We start from the raw sequence: 14,778 nt of genomic DNA, 5'->3' as shown, positions 1-14,778 counted from the left end.
ACTACTTCTTGCTGTCGATCACGGCCTTCATGACGTCCTTGGCGATGGGGGCCGCGAGACCGCCGCCGGAGATGTCGTCGCGGACCGCGTCGCTGTCCTCGACCACGACGGCGACGGCGACCGGCGCCCCGTTGTCGCCCTTGGCGTACGAGATGAACCAGGCGTACGGGTTCTTGCTGTTGTTCTCGCCGTGCTGCGCGGTGCCGGTCTTGCCGCCGACCGTGACGTCGGGGATCTTGGCGTTCGAGCCGGTGCCCTCGTTGACCACCGTCTCCATCATCTCCTGGAGCATCTGCGCGTGCTCCTGGCTGACGGGCTGGCCCATCTCCTCGGGCTCGGTCTTCTTGATCACGTCCAGGTTCGGGGCTTCGAGCTGGTCGATCATGTACGGCTTCATCAGCTTGCCGTCGTTGGCGATGGCGGAGACGACCATGGCCATCTGGAGCGGGGTGGTACGGGTGTCGAACTGCCCGATGGACGAGAGCGCGGTCTGCGAATCGTTCAATTCCTCGGGAAAGATCGAGGCGTTGGCGCGGACCGGAACGAACTGCTCCTCGTTGAAGCCGAATTTCTTCGCGGTCTCCAGCATCTTGTCCTTGCCGACATTGAAGCCGAGCTTGCCGAAGACGGTGTTGCAGGAGACCCGCAGCGCTTCTTTGAGCGTCGCGTCCTTGCAGGGAATGTTGCCCTCGTTCTCCAGGGGCGTCGTCGTCCCCGGCATGATCCACGGGAGCGGGGAGTCGGTCTTCGCGTCGATGTCGTCGACGACACCGTTCTCCAGGGCCGCGGCGGCCGTGACGACCTTGAAGGTGGAGCCGGGCGGATACGTCTCGCGCAGCGCGCGGTTCAGCATCGGCTTGTCGGCGTCCTTGCCGAGCGAGTTCCAGGACTTCTCGTCCTTGGCGCCGTATCCGGCGAAGGACGAGGGGTCGTACGAGGGGGTGGAGGCCAGCGCGAGGATCTTGCCGGTCCCCGGCTCCAGGGCGACGACCGCGCCCTTCTTCTCACCGAGACCCTCGAACGCGGCCTTCTGCGCGGCGCCGTTGAGGGTCGTGACGACATTGCCGCCCTTCGCCTCGTCACCGGTGAACATCGCCATCGTGCGGTCGAAGAAGAGCTGGTCGTCGTTGCCGGTGAGGATGCCGTCCTCAAGGTTCTCGATCTGGGTGGCACCGAACGCCTGCGAGGCGTATCCGGTGACCGGCGCCCACATCGGGCCGTCGCGATAGGTCCGCTTGTACTTGAAGTCGGTGTCGTCCGTCTTGGCCGAACCGGTGATGGGCTTGCCGTCGACGACGATGTTGCCGCGTTCCTTCGCGTACCGCTCGATGAGCACGCGGCGGTTCTTCTCGTGGGTGTTGAGCTCGTCGGCCTCGACGTACTGGAGCCAGTTGGTACGCACCAGCAGCGCCAGCACGAGCAGTCCGCAGAAGATCGCGATGCGGCGCAGGGGCTTGTTCACGGTCGGACCACCTGGGTCATCTCGGCGTCGGTTGACGGGGCGGGCGCCGGCGCGGGGCGGCGGGCGGTGTCGCTGATCCGGATGAGGATGCCGATCAGCGCCCAGTTGGCGATCACCGACGAACCGCCGGCCGCGACGAACGGCATCGTCATACCGGTCAGCGGGATGAGGCCCATGACGCCGCCGGCGACGACGAAGACCTGGATGGCGAAGGCGCCGGAGAGGCCGATCGCCAGGAGCTTGCCGAAGGGGTCGCGGGCGGCGAGGGCGGTGCGTACGCCGCGCTCCACGATCAGGCCGTAGATCAGCAGGAACGCCATCATGCCGGCCAGGCCGAACTCCTCGCCGACGGTGGAGAGGATGAAGTCGGAGTTGGCAGCGAAGCCGATCAGGTCGGAGTTGCCCTGGCCGAGGCCGGTGCCGAGCGTGCCGCCGGCGCCGAAGGACATCAGCGCCTGGCCGATCTGGTCGCTCTGCTCCCAGGTGGACTCGGCGAAGGGGTTGAGCCAGAACTCGACGCGCTGCTGGACGTGCGGTTCGAACGTGGCGACACCGACCGCGCCGGCGGCCGACATCACGAGACCGAAGACGATCCAGCTGGTCCGCTCCGTGGCGACGTACAGCATGATCACGAAGAGGCCGAAGAACAGCAGTGAGGTGCCGAGGTCGGTCTCGAAGACCAGGATCAGGATGGACATGGCCCAGACCATCAGGATGGGGCCCAGGTCACGGCCGCGCGGCAGGTAGAGACCCATCACACGGCGGCTGGCGAGTGCGAGGGCGTCGCGTTTCACCATGAGATAGCCCGAGAAGAAGATCGCGATGATGATCTTGGCGAACTCGCCGGGCTGGAGGTTGAAGGGGCCGAGGCTGATCCAGATCTTCGCGCCGTTCCTCGCGGGGAAGAACACCGGAAGGATCAACAGGACCAGCGCGACGGCCATGGAGATGTACGTGTAGCGCTGGAGGATGCGGTGGTCCTTGAGCAGCAGCAGCACGGCGACGAACAGCGCGATGCCGATCGCCGAGTACAGCAACTGTTTGGGCGCGTCCGGTGAGAACGACCCGTAGGCGAGCTCGGCACGGGCGATCAGCCGGGGCGACTGGTCCAGCCTCCAGATGAGGACGAGACCGAGGCCGTTGAGCAGCGTGGCGAGCGGCAGCAGCAGCGGGTCGGCGTACGGGGCGAACTTGCGCACCACGAGATGGCCGACACCGGCCAGCAGCCCGATGCCCAGGCCGTAACCGATCATGCCGCTGGGCACCTTGTCGTTGACCGCCAGGCCCACGTTCAGATACGCGAAGATCGGGATGACGACGGCGAAGGCGAGCATCGCGAGCTCGGTGTTGCGGCGGCTCGGTGCTTCGATCGCGCCGATGGTGGTCGTGTTGGTGACAACGCTCATGGTGGTGAAGGCCCCTTACGGCCGGCTACTGCTTACCGCAGTTCGAGGCCAGCTTCTGCTCCTCCTCCGAGAGGCTCGGGCCCGGAGTGGGAGTCGCTGTGTTCGGCTTGGTGTCGGTGCTGGTGCCGGTCTTCGGCTTCGTACCGGTCGTCCCGCCGGCCTCGCCCTCGCCGGTGATCGCGTTCGCCGCGCGCTCGGACTCACGGCGCTGTTCGTCCTTCTTGCACGCGGCGGCCTGCTTGGAGAGGTCCTCGATCTTGGTGCGCGCGGAGGCTTTGCTGCCCTCGGCGATCGTGTCCTCGACCTGCTTGCGCTGGTACGGCGGTAGGTACTTGAGTTCGACCTTGGTGAAGTCCTGTTCAACCTTCGAGAGCGAGACCCACGCCAGATCCTGGCTGATGCCCCGGTAGAGCGCGACGTGCTCGTCGTTGGCACCCACGTAGTACTGGGTCTGGGTCCAGCGGTAGCCGCCGTACAGACCGCCGCCGACGACCACCAGCGCGAGCGTGAAGAAGAACGAGCGCTTGAACCACTTGCGGCCGGCGGAGCGCGGCTTGACGAAGTCGTCGTCGTTGTACGCGCCGAAGCCGGCGTCCGGCGGCATGCCGCCGTAACCGGCTCCGTCTCCGCTGCCCGGCGGGCCGAAGCCCCCGGGCGGCGGCTGGTGCTGCTGCGGTACGGGACGGCCCAGGCCGGCGGCGCGGCCGGCGGGCGTCTGCATCGAGGGGTCGCTCTCGGCGGCGTGCAACTGCTGGTTCTCGGCGACGGCGCCGACGACGACCGGGGTGTCGTTGAGCTGCCCCGCGAGGGTGTCGTTGGACTCGACGTCGAGGACGTCGGCCACGATGCAGGTGATGTTGTCGGGACCGCCGCCGCGCAGAGCGAGCTGGATGAGGTCCTGGATGGTCTCCTGCGGGCCCTGGTAGCTCGCCAGGGTCTCTTCCATGGTCTGGTGCGAGACAACGCCGGAGAGGCCGTCCGAGCAGATCAAGTAGCGGTCGCCCGCGCGGACTTCGCGGATCGACAGATCGGGCTCGACATGGTCGCCGCTGCCCAGCGCGCGCATCAGCAGGGAGCGCTGCGGGTGGGTGGTGGCCTCTTCCTCCGTGATGCGCCCCTCGTCGACGAGGCGCTGCACCCAGGTGTGGTCCTGGGTGATCTGCGTGAGCACGCCGTCGCGCAGGAGGTACGCGCGGGAGTCACCGACGTGTACGAGGCCGAGGCGCTGTCCCGTCCACAGGAGGGCGGTGAGCGTCGTGCCCATGCCCTCCAGCTGGGGGTCCTCCTCGACCATCACGCGCAGCTGGTCGTTGGCGCGCTGCACCGCCGTACCGAGCGAGGTGAGGATGTCCGATCCCGGCACGTCGTCGTCGAGCTGCACGAGCGTGGAGATCACCTCGGACGAGGCGACCTCACCGGCGGCCTGGCCGCCCATGCCGTCGGCGATGGCCAGGAGCCGGGGACCGGCATAGCCGGAGTCCTCGTTCCCCTCCCGGATCATGCCTTTGTGCGACCCGGCGGCGAAGCGCAGAGAAAGACTCATGCGCGCCTCTCCTGTCGGTTCGCCAGCCGAATGTGGCGCCAGCCGGTCTCGAGCCACACTGCCCACCCTCCGGTCGGGAGCCTGCGGTCCCACGTCGGGACCGCCGCGGCTCGCTCGCTCCGCTCGCTCATTGTCGTACTACTTCCGCAGCTCGATGACGGTCTTGCCGATGCGGATCGGCGCGCCCGGCGGAATCGGTGTCGGGGTGGTGAGCCGGGTCCGGTCGAGATACGTGCCGTTGGTGGACCCGAGATCCTCGACGATCCACTGACCGTCCCGGTCCGGGTAGATCCTGGCATGCCGGCTGGACGCGTAGTCGTCGTCCAGCACGATCGTTGAGTCGTGCGCCCGTCCCAGGGTGATGGTCTGTCCCTGGAGGGCCACCGTGGTGCCGGTGAGGATTCCCTCCGAGACGACCAGCTTCGTCGGCGCTCCCCGGCGCTGCCGGCCGCCCTGCTGCCGCTGTGCGGGCGGCGCGGGGGTCTGGCGGGCGGCGCCCTGCGGCGGACGTGTGTCGGCGTTGCGGCGTGAGCCGCGCTGCGTGACACGTGTGCCGAACAGATCGCTCCGAATGACCTGGACGGCCACAATCACGAACAGCCACAGAACGGCTAGGAAACCTAGCCGCATGACCGTCAGGGTCAGCTCTGACATTGCCCCCGCTTCACCCTTCGGCTTGCCGGTAAACGATGGTGGTTTGGCCCACGACGATCCGCGAGCCGTCGCGGAGCGTAGCGCGGGTGGTGTGCTGTCCGTCTACCACGATGCCGTTGGTGGACCCGAGATCCTGGATCGTCGAGGGCGTTCCGGTCCGAATCTCGCAGTGCCGGCGCGAGACGCCGGGATCGTCGATCCGCACGTCGGCGTCGGTGCTGCGGCCCAGCACCAGCGTGGGGCGCGAGATCTGGTGGCGATTGCCGTTGATCTCGATCCAGCGGCGGACCTGGGCGCCCGGCATCGCCCCGGGGGGCGGTGTCGAGGGCGGCTGCGCGGCCTGTCCCGGGCGCCCGGCGCCCGGCGGGGGCGTCGAGGGCATGGGGGGCGGGGACGAGGGCGGGTAGCCGTAGCCACCGGGCGGTGCGGCCGGCGGGGCCGCGGGGCCCCGTCCCGGAGCGCCGCCGAGTGCGGGGGCGGGTCCCGGGCTGTCCGGGCCCTGTGACGTACTCGACGCCAGGGTGCGGCTGCGCACCCGGTACAGACCGGTGTCGAGATCGTCGGCCTTCTCCAGATGGACCTTGATCGGGCCCATGAAGGTGTAGCGCTGCTGCTTCGCGTAATCGCGGACGAGCCCGGAGAGTTCGTCGCCGAGCTGTCCCGAGTACGGGCTGAGGCGCTCGAAGTCGGGCGCGCTCAGTTCGACGATGAAGTCGTTGGGGACAACGGTGCGCTCGCGGTTCCAGATCGTGGCGTTGTTGTCGCACTCACGCTGAAGGGCGCCGGCGATCTCCACAGGCTGGACCTCGGACTTGAACACCTTCGCGAAGGTGCCGTTGACCAGACCTTCGAGTCGCTGCTCGAAGCGCTTCAGGACTCCCATGGGGCACCTCCTCCGTCGTTGCCGTCCTGGTACTGCTTACTGATCGTATCCACGCGTCGGGAAATCGGCTGGTTCCCCTTGTCTGCCCCGTCGATGAGTGTCACCTCTCACACGGATCGTAGAGGCGGCCTCAGGACAGTGTCCCGCACGCGGGGTGCACTCCGGAGGAGTGGGGGGAGGCCGCTCCAGGTTGCTTGTTCCCCGGCCGGGTTGCCGAGACAAACGGATGTGATTCCACGCTGTGCAGCGTGCTAATCTTTTCGATGTCGCCAGGCGATCACACCAGCAGGTGAGAGGCCCGACGGCACACCCAATGCGCGGGTGGCGGAATAGGCAGACGCGCTGGATTCAGGTTCCAGTGCCCGAAAGGGCGTGGGGGTTCAACTCCCCCCTCGCGCACCAGGAGAGACCGAGGGAACGGGTCTCCGCCAAGGACGAAAGTCCAGGCGGAGGCCCGTTTCTCGTATGTCCGGATCCCGCTGTCGGGACGCGTGGCCGGTGGTGTTCGTGGGTGAGACGGTGTCGCGCGTGGTGTGTGGGACCGGCGTTGACCGCGGGTGGGGGTCGTGGGCCGTGCGGTGACGCATCTCACCGCACGGCTGCGGTGCGGACGTGGAGACGGACCGGCCCGCACCCGGTACGGCTGTGGGTGCGGGCCGGTCCGTCCGTATATGTCCGTACGTTCTCGCGGGTCGGTCTGTCCTCGCGGGGTCAGGCGGCGAGGCGGGTGGCGAGGGCCTTGGCCTTCTGTGCGGCCTCTTCCTGCGCCTTCGCGCGGGAGGCCTCGGCGAGCGGGACGAGTTCCGCCATCGCGGGCACCTGGTGGGCCAGGGTCAGTTCGGGAACGATGAAGTCGACCTCGACGCCGAACATGCCGTTCAGCACCTTCTCCAGATAGTTCTGGACGAACTCGAAGTCCTCGCGCGGGGTGCCGGCCGCGTACGAGCCGCCCCGGCTGGCGACGACCGTGAACGGCCGGCCCTTGATCGGGCTGTCCTCGCCGGAGTTGTGGTCCGTGATGATCACGTGGTCCAGCCATGCCTTCAGGGTGGACGGGATCGTGAAGTTGTACATCGGGGCGCCGATGAGAACCGCGTCCGCGGCCGCCAGTTCGGCGGCGAGTTCGGCGCGCAGCGCGTTCCCGGGGCCCGCCGCGACGGCGGCGATGTTCAGGTGCGGCAGCGGGGCCGCCGCGAGATCGCGGTAGACGACCTCGCCTTGTGGGTGCTGCTCGCGCCAGCTCTGTACGAAGGCGGCGGTGACTTCGCGGGAGGCGGATCCCTGCGGGGAAACGGCGGAGTCGATGTGCAGCAACGTGGCCATGAGGGTCTCCATGGGGGGTCGAACGGATAAGCGGACGCACGGGTGGGCGGTGGTCGCGGGCGGCCGGATGCCGGTTCCCGGGCTGCCGCACTTTCGTACGTACCTATTGATAACACAGTCGCTTACTTTTTATTAGGTCCTCCAGGGTTCGCAGTACTCTGGAGGCATGGAGGGAAGCGGCGGGGACCCGTGCAAGCCGGCGGACGTGGGGATGACGCGCGTCTTCGAGCTGTTCGGCAAGAGGTGGACGGGCCTGATCGTGTCCGTCCTCATGCAGCGCGCTGTGCACTTCGCGGAGTTGAGGCGGGCGATCCCCGGCATCAGTGAGCGCATGCTGTCCGACCGGCTGACGGAGCTGGCCGGCGCCGGGCTGGTCGTGCGCGAGGTCGACGAGGGGCCGCCGCTGCGGGTCGCGTACCGGCTCACCGAGGCCGGGGAGGCGATGGAGCCCGCGCTGCACGAACTGGGGCGGTGGGCCGAGAAGCACCTGGCCGGCGAGAGCGGCTGCCCGAAGACGCCTTAGAACGGCCGCACCGCCGGGAGCTGGGGGTTCGGGGGCTCGCGGGGTTGTCCACAGGGGGAGACGGCTGTGGGACGCGGCGGTAACGTCGTGGGCAGTTGATGTTGGGCGAGTGCGGGGGAGGCGGCGTGCCATGGGTGAGGCCGGTTCGGTGGTGACGGACGAGCGCATTCCGGTGGTGCCGGGCTTCGCGCGGCGCATGGCGCCCGGCGGAGCGGGGAGCACGCCGAAGGACGCGGGGAAGGCGCTGCGGCAGCGGGTGCCGAGGTCGTCGCACGATTCGCTGGTGCTCTCGGCCTCGCGGCCGGACGCGGTGCGGGCTGTCGAGGAGTCGAACCGTGGCCGGGTGCCGGAGCTGGCGCCGCTGCGGGTGGGCCGGATGGCCGCTTCGCCCTTCGCGTTTCTGCGGGGCGCGGCCGGGCTGATGGCGCACGACCTGGTGGGGACACCGGTGACCGGCGAGGGCGCGCAGATCTGCGGTGACGCGCACGCGGCGAACTTCGGGCTGTACGGGGACGCGCGGGGCCGTCTCGTCATCGACCTGAACGACTTCGACGAGACGGTGGTCGGCCCCTGGGAGTGGGACATCAAGCGGCTCGCGACCTCGCTGGTGCTCGCCGGGCGGGAGGCGGGCGCGGACGAGGAGACGTGCCGCCGGGGCGCCAGGGACGCGGCGGGGGCCTACCGGCGCACGATGCGGCTGCTGTCGAAGCTGTCGGCCCTGGACGCGTGGAACGCCATCGCGGACGAGGAGCTTGTCTCGCACGCGGACGCGCGCGACCTGATGGGGACGCTGGAGCGGGTGTCGGAGAAGGCGCGCAAGAACACGAGCGCGCGGTTCGCCGCGAAGTCGACGGAGACCGTGGACGGCGGCGACGAGGGCGGGATGGCGCAGCGGCGCTTCGTCGACGCGCCGCCGGTGCTGCGGCGGGTGCCGGACGGGGAGGCCGCGGCGGTCGCGGCCGCGCTCGGTGAGTACGTGCGCACGCTCTCGGAGGACCGGCTGCCGCTGCTCGCGCGGTACGCGATCCACGACGTGGCGTTCCGCGTGGTCGGCACGGGCAGTGTCGGGACGCGCTCGTATGTGGTGCTGCTGCTGGACCACCGGGGCGAGGCGCTGGTGCTACAGGTGAAGGAGGCGCGCGCGTCGGCGCTGCTGCCGTTCGTGGGGGCCGCGGGGTTCGAGACGCCGGTGGTGGAGCACGAGGGGCGCCGGGTGGTGCTCGGGCAGAAGCGGATGCAGGTCGTCAGCGACAACCTGCTGGGCTGGACGACGGTGGACGGCAGGCCGTATCAGGTACGGCAGTTCAGGAACCGCAAGGGCAGTGTGGACGCGGCGGCCCTCCCGGCCGACCAGATCGACGACTACGCGCGGATGACCGGCGCGCTGCTGGCGAGGGCGCACGCGCACAGCGTGGACCCGAGGTTCGTCGCGGGCTACTGCGGCAAGAACGAGGATCTGGACGACGCGGTCGCGGCTTTCGCCGTCGCGTACGCGGACCGGACAGAGGCGGATCACGCGGAGCTGGTGACGGCTGTCAGGAACGGGCGGATCGCCGCTGAGCTCGGTGTGTGAGGGTGCCGGGGCCCGGGGCGGCTGCCGGGATCGGCGGGGCCTGGGGAGGCGTGGGAACGGGGATGTGAAGGAGGGGGGCGGGTTCGCCCGTAGGCTGGACGGGTGACGCAGGACGCCTTCCGGGAGCCGACGATCCGTAACGACGACGAGCAGGACGTGCCAGACGTGCCGGATGCGACGACGGATGCCACCCCGGACGCGAGCGGCGCGGCGGGTGGGGAAGGCGCGGAGAGCGCGGCCACGGATGGCGTGGACGCCCCGGAGGGCGCCGGAGACGGCACGGGCGGCGCCGACGGGGGTGCCGGCGCGGAGCAGGGGGCAGAGCGGCTGGAGCGGGCGGTGCGGGCCGCGGAGCAGGCGCTGATCGAGTTCGAGATCGCGCTGGAGACCTTCCGGGTCGAGGTGGAGAACTTCTCCCGACTGCACCACCAGCGGCTGGGCCCCATGTACTCGCGGCTGGACGAGCTCGACGCGATGATCGCCGAGGCGCGCGCCTCACGGTCGGGCGACCCCGAGGATCTGCGCAAGGCGCGTGAGGCGCGGGCGATGGTGCAGCCGATGCCGGGGATCGAGGAGCTGTTCCACGACTGGCTCGACTCCGACGGTCTGTCGCCCGAGGCCGCGGCGATGCTGACCGACCAGGCCGTGCAGCCGCCGAAGCGGGTGCGGCCCACCGACGAGGTGCGCAAGCTCTACCGTGATCTGGCCCGCAAGGCGCACCCGGATCTCGCGCAGGACGACACCGAGCGGGAGCGGCGGGACGAGTTCATCACGCGCGTGAACGCCGCTTACGGACGCGGGGACGAGGCGCTGCTCAGGCAGCTTGCCGAGGAGTGGGCTGCCGGGCCCGTGCCGAAGGAGCCCGGTCTGAGCGAGAACGAGGAGCTCTACGCCCGGCTGGACTGGCTGGCCCGGCGCAAGGAGCTGCTGACGATCGTGGCGCAGGATCTGGAGCAGAGCGCGATCGGCGCGATGCTTCAGATGGCGCCGGACGACCCCGACCGGCTGCTGGAGGAGATCGCCGAGCAGTTGCTGGCGGAGGTTTCGGCACGCGAGTCCGAACTGGCCAGGTTGGTGCAGCGATAGCGCGCCGTGTGCGCGAGGCTGTATCTGTCGCACCCGGGGACCCACACGTACGAGAGAAGGCACATCACATGAGTTTCGCCCAGCTGCCCGCGGTGGATGCCGCGGCGGTCCCGTCCGACGGTCTGGTGCTCGACGTCCGTGAGGACGACGAATGGGCGGCGGGCCATGTAGAGGGCGCGCTGCACATCCCGATGAGCGAGTTCGTGGCGCGCCTCGGTGAGGTGACCGAGGCGGTGGCCGACGGGCGCAAGGCCTTCGTCATGTGCCGGGTCGGCGGACGGTCCGCGCAGGTCACCCAGTATCTGGTCCAGCAGGGCATCGACGCGGCGAACGTCGAGGGCGGTATGCAGGCCTGGGACGGCGCCGGGCGCCCCATGGTCACCGACAACGGCAAGCCGGCGTTCGTGCTCTGACGAGCGGGCCGCCGGTGGAACGCTTTCGCCTCCGATTCGCTCGCCGCGCCCGCCGGGCCCGCCCCCTACGCGAGGGCGGGCCCGTTCGTGCGCTCTGCCGTCGTCAGCGGTCGAAGTCCAACTCGACCTCGGCGGTGGCCGGATGGGACTGGCAGGCCAGTACGTAACCCGCGTCCGTCTCCTCCGGCTCCAGGGCGAAGTTGCGGTCCATCCGCACCTCGCCCGAGACGAGGAACGCCCGGCAGGTGCCGCAGACGCCGCCCTTGCACGCGTACGGCGCGTCCGCCCGGCTGCGCAGCACCGTCTCCAGCAGGGAGTCCCCCTCCTGGACGGGCCAGCTGCCCGAACGGCCGTCGAGCGTCGCGGTGAGCGTGCTTCCGACGGGGCCGCCCGCCGCGTCGGTGGGCCTGGCCGCGCCCGCCGCCAGAGCCGCGTCCAGCGCGCCGTCGTCGACATGGAAGATCTCCTGGTGGATCACCTTCCGCCGCACACCGAGGCCGCGCAGCGCCCGCTCCGCGCCCTTGACCAGACCCAGCGGGCCGCACAGGAACCAGCCGTCGACGCCCTCCACCGGGAGCAGCGCGGGTAGCAGCGCCGCCAGTCGCTCCTCGTCCAGCCGGCCTGAGGGAAGCCCGGCCTGCTGCTCTTCTCTGGACACGACCGTGACCAGCTGGAAGCGGTGGGGAAAGCGGTCCTTGAGGTCGGCGACCTCCTCCAGGAACATCGTCGAGGCCACGGTGCGGTCGCTGCGGATCAGACAGAACCGGGCGTCCGGCTCCCGTGCGAGGAGCGTCGAGGCCATCGACAGCACGGGAGTGATGCCGCTGCCGCCGACGATCGCGGCGAAGTGCCCGGGGCGCGGCGGGAGCACGAAGCGGCCGGTCGGCTCCATGACCTCGACCGTGTCGCCCACGGCGAGTTCCTTGAGGGCGTACGTGGAGAAGTCGCCGCCCTCGACCAGGCGGATGCCCACCCGCAGCACCGGCCGATCGCCGGCGGGTGCGCAGATCGAGTACGTACGACGGATCTCCTCGCCGTCCACGACCCGTCGCAGCGCGATGTGCTGGCCCGGTGTGTGCCGGAACGTCTCGTCCAGCTCGGGCGGCACGGCGAAGGTGACGGTCACCGAGTCGTCCGTGAGCCGCCCGACCTCGCTGACGCGGAGCGCATGGAACATCTACAACTCCTTGAAGTGGTCGAACGGTTCACGACAGGACGAGCAGCGGCGCAGCGCCTTGCACGCGGTGGAGGAGAACCTGCTCAGCAGCTCGGTGTCCGTCGAGCCGCAGTGCGGGCAGCGGATGGAGAGGCTGAGCGGCACCGGTCCGTCCGTGCTGTGCGGGCGGGGCGGGGCTATGCCGAACTCCGCGAGCTTGCGCCGCCCTTCGGCGCTGATGTCGTCCGTCGACCAGGCGGGGGAGAGCACCGTGACGACGGAGACGTCCGGTATCCCCCGCTCGTGCAGCACCCGCTCGATGTCCGCGGACATCGTCTCGATCGCCGGGCAGCCGGTGTAGGTGGGGGTCAGCTCGACCTCGACCCTGCCCGGTCCCGGGACATGGACGGCGCGCAGCACGCCCAGCTCCTCCAGCGTCACCACGGGCAGTTCCGGGTCGGGGACGGAGCCGGCGAGCGCGCGCAGTTCGCTCTCCAGCGCGGTCGGTTCGGCCACGGCCTCGGCGGCCGTGCCCGCGCTGCTTCTCGTGCCGGTCACCATGACGCTCCCGGGTGGCTGCGGTGCAGGTGCTGCATCTCGGCGAGCATCCGCCCGAAGGACTCGGTGTGCAGGCCCTGCCGTCCCGCGCCCGCCGTCCATGCCCCGGAGCGCGGTCCGTCGGGCACCGTCAGCGTGGCGCGCCTGAGCACCGCGGTGACCGAGGAGAGCCAACGCTCGGCCAGCTCCTGCCTGTTGACCCCGTCCAGACCTTCGCCGTACCCCTCGTCGTGGCCATCCTCGCCACCGCTGCCCTGGCCTCCCTCGATGGGCTCGAACATCTCGCCGGTGAACCGCCACAGCGCCGTACAGGCCCGCTGCATCCGTTCATGGCTCTCGGTGGTGCCGTCACCGAGCCGCAGCGTCCACTGCTCGGCGTGGTCCTGGTGGTAGTCGACTTCCTTCACGGCCTTCGCCGCGAGCCCGGCGAACGGCCCGTCGCCGCTCGCCAGCCGCTCGTACAGCAGCCGCTGGTAGGTGGAGAAGTAGAGCTGGCGCGCGATCGAGTGCGCGAAGTCGCCGTTCGGCTGCTCGACCAGCTGGAGATTGCGGAAGGCGCGCTCCTCGCGGAGATAGGCCAGCTCGTCCTCGTCCCCCACCAGGGAGTACAGGATCCGGGCCTGGCCCAGCAGGTCCAGCGCGATGTTGGAGAGGGCCACGTCCTCCTCCAGCTCGGGGGCGTGTCCCGCCCACTCCCCCAGCCGGTGCGAAAGGATCAGCGCGTCGTCGGCGAGGGCGAGGGCCGTGGCGGTCGGGGTGCCGGTCACAGGTGACGCACCCCTTCCGGGATCTCGTAGAACGTCGGGTGCCGGTAGGGCTTGTCACCGGCCGGTTCGAAGAACGAGTCCTTCTCGTCCGGCGAGGACGCCGTGATCGAGGCGGAGGGGACCACCCAGATCGACACGCCCTCGCTGCGCCGGGTGTAGAGGTCGCGCGCGTTGCGCAGGGCCATCTCGGCGTCCGGGGCGTGCAGGCTTCCCGCGTGCGTGTGCGAGAGCCCGCGGCGGGACCGCACGAAGACCTCCCACAGAGGCCACTGGGTCGATCCGCTCATGCCGTCGCCTCTTTCTCCACGAGCCGCGCGCTCCGCGCGCCGCCGGTGCCGCTGTCGCCGGACGCGCCCTTGCCGCTGTGCTTCGCCGCGTACGCCGTCGCCGCCTCGCGCACCCAGGCGCCTTCCTCGTGGGCGCGCCGCCGCTGGCTGATCCGCTGTTCGTTGCAGGGGCCGTTGCCCTTCAGGACCTCCCGGAACTCGTCCCAGTCGATCGCCCCGAAGTCGTGCTGTCCCCGCTCCTCGTTCCACTTCAGGTCCGGGTCGGGGAGCGTGAGACCGAGCGTCTCGGCCTGGGGGACGCATATGTCCACGAACCGCTGCCGCAGCTCGTCGTTCGAATGCCGCTTGATCTTCCAGGTCATCGACTGCGCGGAGTGCGCCGACTCGTCGTCCGGCGGGCCGAACATCATCAGGGAGGGCCACCACCAGCGGTTCACCGCGTCCTGCGCCATCTCGTGCTGCGCGGGCGTGCCCCGGCTGAGGGCCAGCAGTGACTCGTACCCCTGGCGCTGGTGGAAGGACTCCTCCTTGCAGATACGGACCATCGCACGGGCGTACGGGCCGTACGAGCAGCGGCAGAGCGGGACCTGGTTCGTGATCGCGGCCCCGTCGACCAGCCAGCCGATCGCGCCGACGTCCGCCCAGGTCAGCGTCGGATAGTTGAAGATCGACGAATACTTCTGGCGGCCCGCGTGGAGCTTGTCGAGCAGCTCGGTGCGGCTCGTGCCCAGCGTCTCCGCCGCGCTGTAGAGATACAGCCCGTGTCCCGCCTCGTCCTGCACCTTGGCCATCAGGATCGCCTTGCGCCGCAGCGAGGGCGCGCGCGTGATCCAGTTCGCCTCCGGCTGCATGCCGATGATTTCCGAGTGGGCGTGCTGGGCCATCTGGCGGACGAGCGATGCGCGGTAGGCCTCCGGCATCCAGTCGCGGGGCTCGATGCGCTCGTCGGCGGCCACGGCGGCGTCGAACGCCGCCTCGTATGCCTCTGCCGTCGTCTCCACCGTTGCCTCCACAGCCGTCCCCGTGGTCACTGCCGTCATCCGGGCCCCCTACCGACCGATCGTTCGGTTCATGGACTTCAATGGTCGGTCGGCGGCCCGTAGGGTGTCAACCCTGTGGATAACCGACTGTGGGAAGACGGGGA

The 14,778-nt window shown here is 69.9% G+C and carries 15 protein-coding genes and 1 tRNA gene; 5 read left to right on the top strand and 11 right to left on the bottom strand.

Annotated features, from left to right (window positions below; translation table 11 throughout):
- Nucleotide 1: 1 nt before the first annotated feature.
- The 5 genes from IEY79_RS05550 to IEY79_RS05530 form a co-directional block, all read right to left on the bottom strand.
- On the bottom strand, nt 2–1,462 hold the full coding sequence (locus IEY79_RS05550) for a peptidoglycan D,D-transpeptidase FtsI family protein (RefSeq protein WP_189106166.1): 1,461 nt from the start codon (nt 1,460–1,462) through the stop codon (nt 2–4).
- Complete coding sequence (locus IEY79_RS05545; protein WP_189106165.1) at nt 1,459–2,868, bottom strand: FtsW/RodA/SpoVE family cell cycle protein; 1,410 nt, start codon at nt 2,866–2,868, stop codon at nt 1,459–1,461. Before IEY79_RS05545 ends, IEY79_RS05550 begins: the two co-directional genes overlap by 4 nt.
- Before the next feature lie 25 nt (nt 2,869–2,893).
- Nucleotides 2,894–4,411, bottom strand: coding sequence for a Stp1/IreP family PP2C-type Ser/Thr phosphatase (locus tag IEY79_RS05540; protein ID WP_189106164.1), 1,518 nt, complete (start codon nt 4,409–4,411; stop codon nt 2,894–2,896).
- Between the two features lie 138 nt (nt 4,412–4,549).
- A complete protein-coding gene (locus tag IEY79_RS05535; RefSeq protein WP_189106163.1) occupies nt 4,550–5,065 on the bottom strand; it encodes an FHA domain-containing protein FhaB/FipA in 516 nt (171 codons plus the stop codon).
- A 10-nt stretch (nt 5,066–5,075) separates the two neighbouring features.
- Entirely contained in the window at nt 5,076–5,948 is an 873-nt protein-coding gene (locus tag IEY79_RS05530) for an FHA domain-containing protein (protein WP_189106162.1), read from the bottom strand.
- A 315-nt stretch (nt 5,949–6,263) separates the two neighbouring features.
- On the opposite strand from IEY79_RS05530, the gene IEY79_RS05525 reads away from it, so the two are divergent.
- Nucleotides 6,264–6,350 (top strand) — tRNA-Leu (locus tag IEY79_RS05525).
- A 309-nt stretch (nt 6,351–6,659) separates the two neighbouring features.
- Here IEY79_RS05525 and IEY79_RS05520 read toward each other — a convergent pair.
- The gene (locus IEY79_RS05520; protein ID WP_189106161.1) at nt 6,660–7,271 is read right to left on the bottom strand and encodes an FMN-dependent NADH-azoreductase; all 612 of its coding nucleotides are present in this window, start codon (nt 7,269–7,271) and stop codon (nt 6,660–6,662) included.
- Between the two features lie 166 nt (nt 7,272–7,437).
- Between IEY79_RS05520 and IEY79_RS05515 the strand changes: the two genes are divergently transcribed.
- The 4 genes from IEY79_RS05515 (at nt 7,438) to IEY79_RS05500 (ending at nt 10,866) form a co-directional block, all read left to right on the top strand.
- The gene (locus tag IEY79_RS05515; RefSeq protein WP_189106160.1) at nt 7,438–7,794 is read left to right on the top strand and encodes a winged helix-turn-helix transcriptional regulator; all 357 of its coding nucleotides are present in this window, start codon (nt 7,438–7,440) and stop codon (nt 7,792–7,794) included.
- 130 nt (nt 7,795–7,924) lie between these two features.
- Nucleotides 7,925–9,367, top strand: coding sequence for a DUF2252 domain-containing protein (locus IEY79_RS05510; RefSeq protein ID WP_189106159.1), 1,443 nt, complete (start codon nt 7,925–7,927; stop codon nt 9,365–9,367).
- 102 nt (nt 9,368–9,469) lie between these two features.
- Nucleotides 9,470–10,453 carry a J domain-containing protein gene (locus IEY79_RS05505; RefSeq protein ID WP_189106158.1) on the top strand — a complete coding sequence of 328 codons (984 nt, stop codon included), beginning with the start codon at nt 9,470–9,472 and terminating at the stop codon, nt 10,451–10,453.
- A 68-nt stretch (nt 10,454–10,521) separates the two neighbouring features.
- Entirely contained in the window at nt 10,522–10,866 is a 345-nt protein-coding gene (locus IEY79_RS05500; protein WP_189106157.1) for a rhodanese-like domain-containing protein, read from the top strand.
- Nucleotides 10,867–10,969: 103 nt separating this feature from the next.
- On the opposite strand, the gene IEY79_RS05495 is transcribed toward IEY79_RS05500, so the two are convergent.
- From IEY79_RS05495 to paaA, 5 genes are read right to left on the bottom strand one after another with little or no spacing between them, the layout of a single operon-like run.
- Nucleotides 10,970–12,043, bottom strand: coding sequence for a 2Fe-2S iron-sulfur cluster-binding protein (locus IEY79_RS05495; protein WP_189106156.1), 1,074 nt, complete (start codon nt 12,041–12,043; stop codon nt 10,970–10,972).
- On the bottom strand, nt 12,044–12,583 hold the full coding sequence (paaD, locus tag IEY79_RS05490) for a 1,2-phenylacetyl-CoA epoxidase subunit PaaD (protein WP_373292473.1): 540 nt from the start codon (nt 12,581–12,583) through the stop codon (nt 12,044–12,046). It lies immediately after the preceding gene.
- Nucleotides 12,577–13,347: a 1,2-phenylacetyl-CoA epoxidase subunit PaaC gene (gene paaC, locus IEY79_RS05485; RefSeq protein ID WP_189106155.1), complete on the bottom strand. Its 771-nt coding sequence runs from the start codon at nt 13,345–13,347 to the stop codon at nt 12,577–12,579. Before paaC ends, paaD begins: the two co-directional genes overlap by 7 nt.
- Nucleotides 13,344–13,634 carry a 1,2-phenylacetyl-CoA epoxidase subunit PaaB gene (paaB, locus tag IEY79_RS05480; RefSeq protein ID WP_189106154.1) on the bottom strand — a complete coding sequence of 97 codons (291 nt, stop codon included), beginning with the start codon at nt 13,632–13,634 and terminating at the stop codon, nt 13,344–13,346. Before paaB ends, paaC begins: the two co-directional genes overlap by 4 nt.
- Nucleotides 13,631–14,674: a 1,2-phenylacetyl-CoA epoxidase subunit PaaA gene (gene paaA, locus IEY79_RS05475; protein WP_229700671.1), complete on the bottom strand. Its 1,044-nt coding sequence runs from the start codon at nt 14,672–14,674 to the stop codon at nt 13,631–13,633. The genes paaB and paaA overlap by 4 nt, the downstream gene beginning before the upstream one ends.
- Nucleotides 14,675–14,778: the final 104 nt, after the last annotated feature.

It is taken from the genome of Streptomyces camponoticapitis (assembly GCF_014646115.1).
Lineage (GTDB): Bacteria > Actinomycetota > Actinomycetes > Streptomycetales > Streptomycetaceae > Streptomyces > Streptomyces camponoticapitis.
This window is presented reverse-complemented; position numbering and strand designations above follow the sequence as displayed.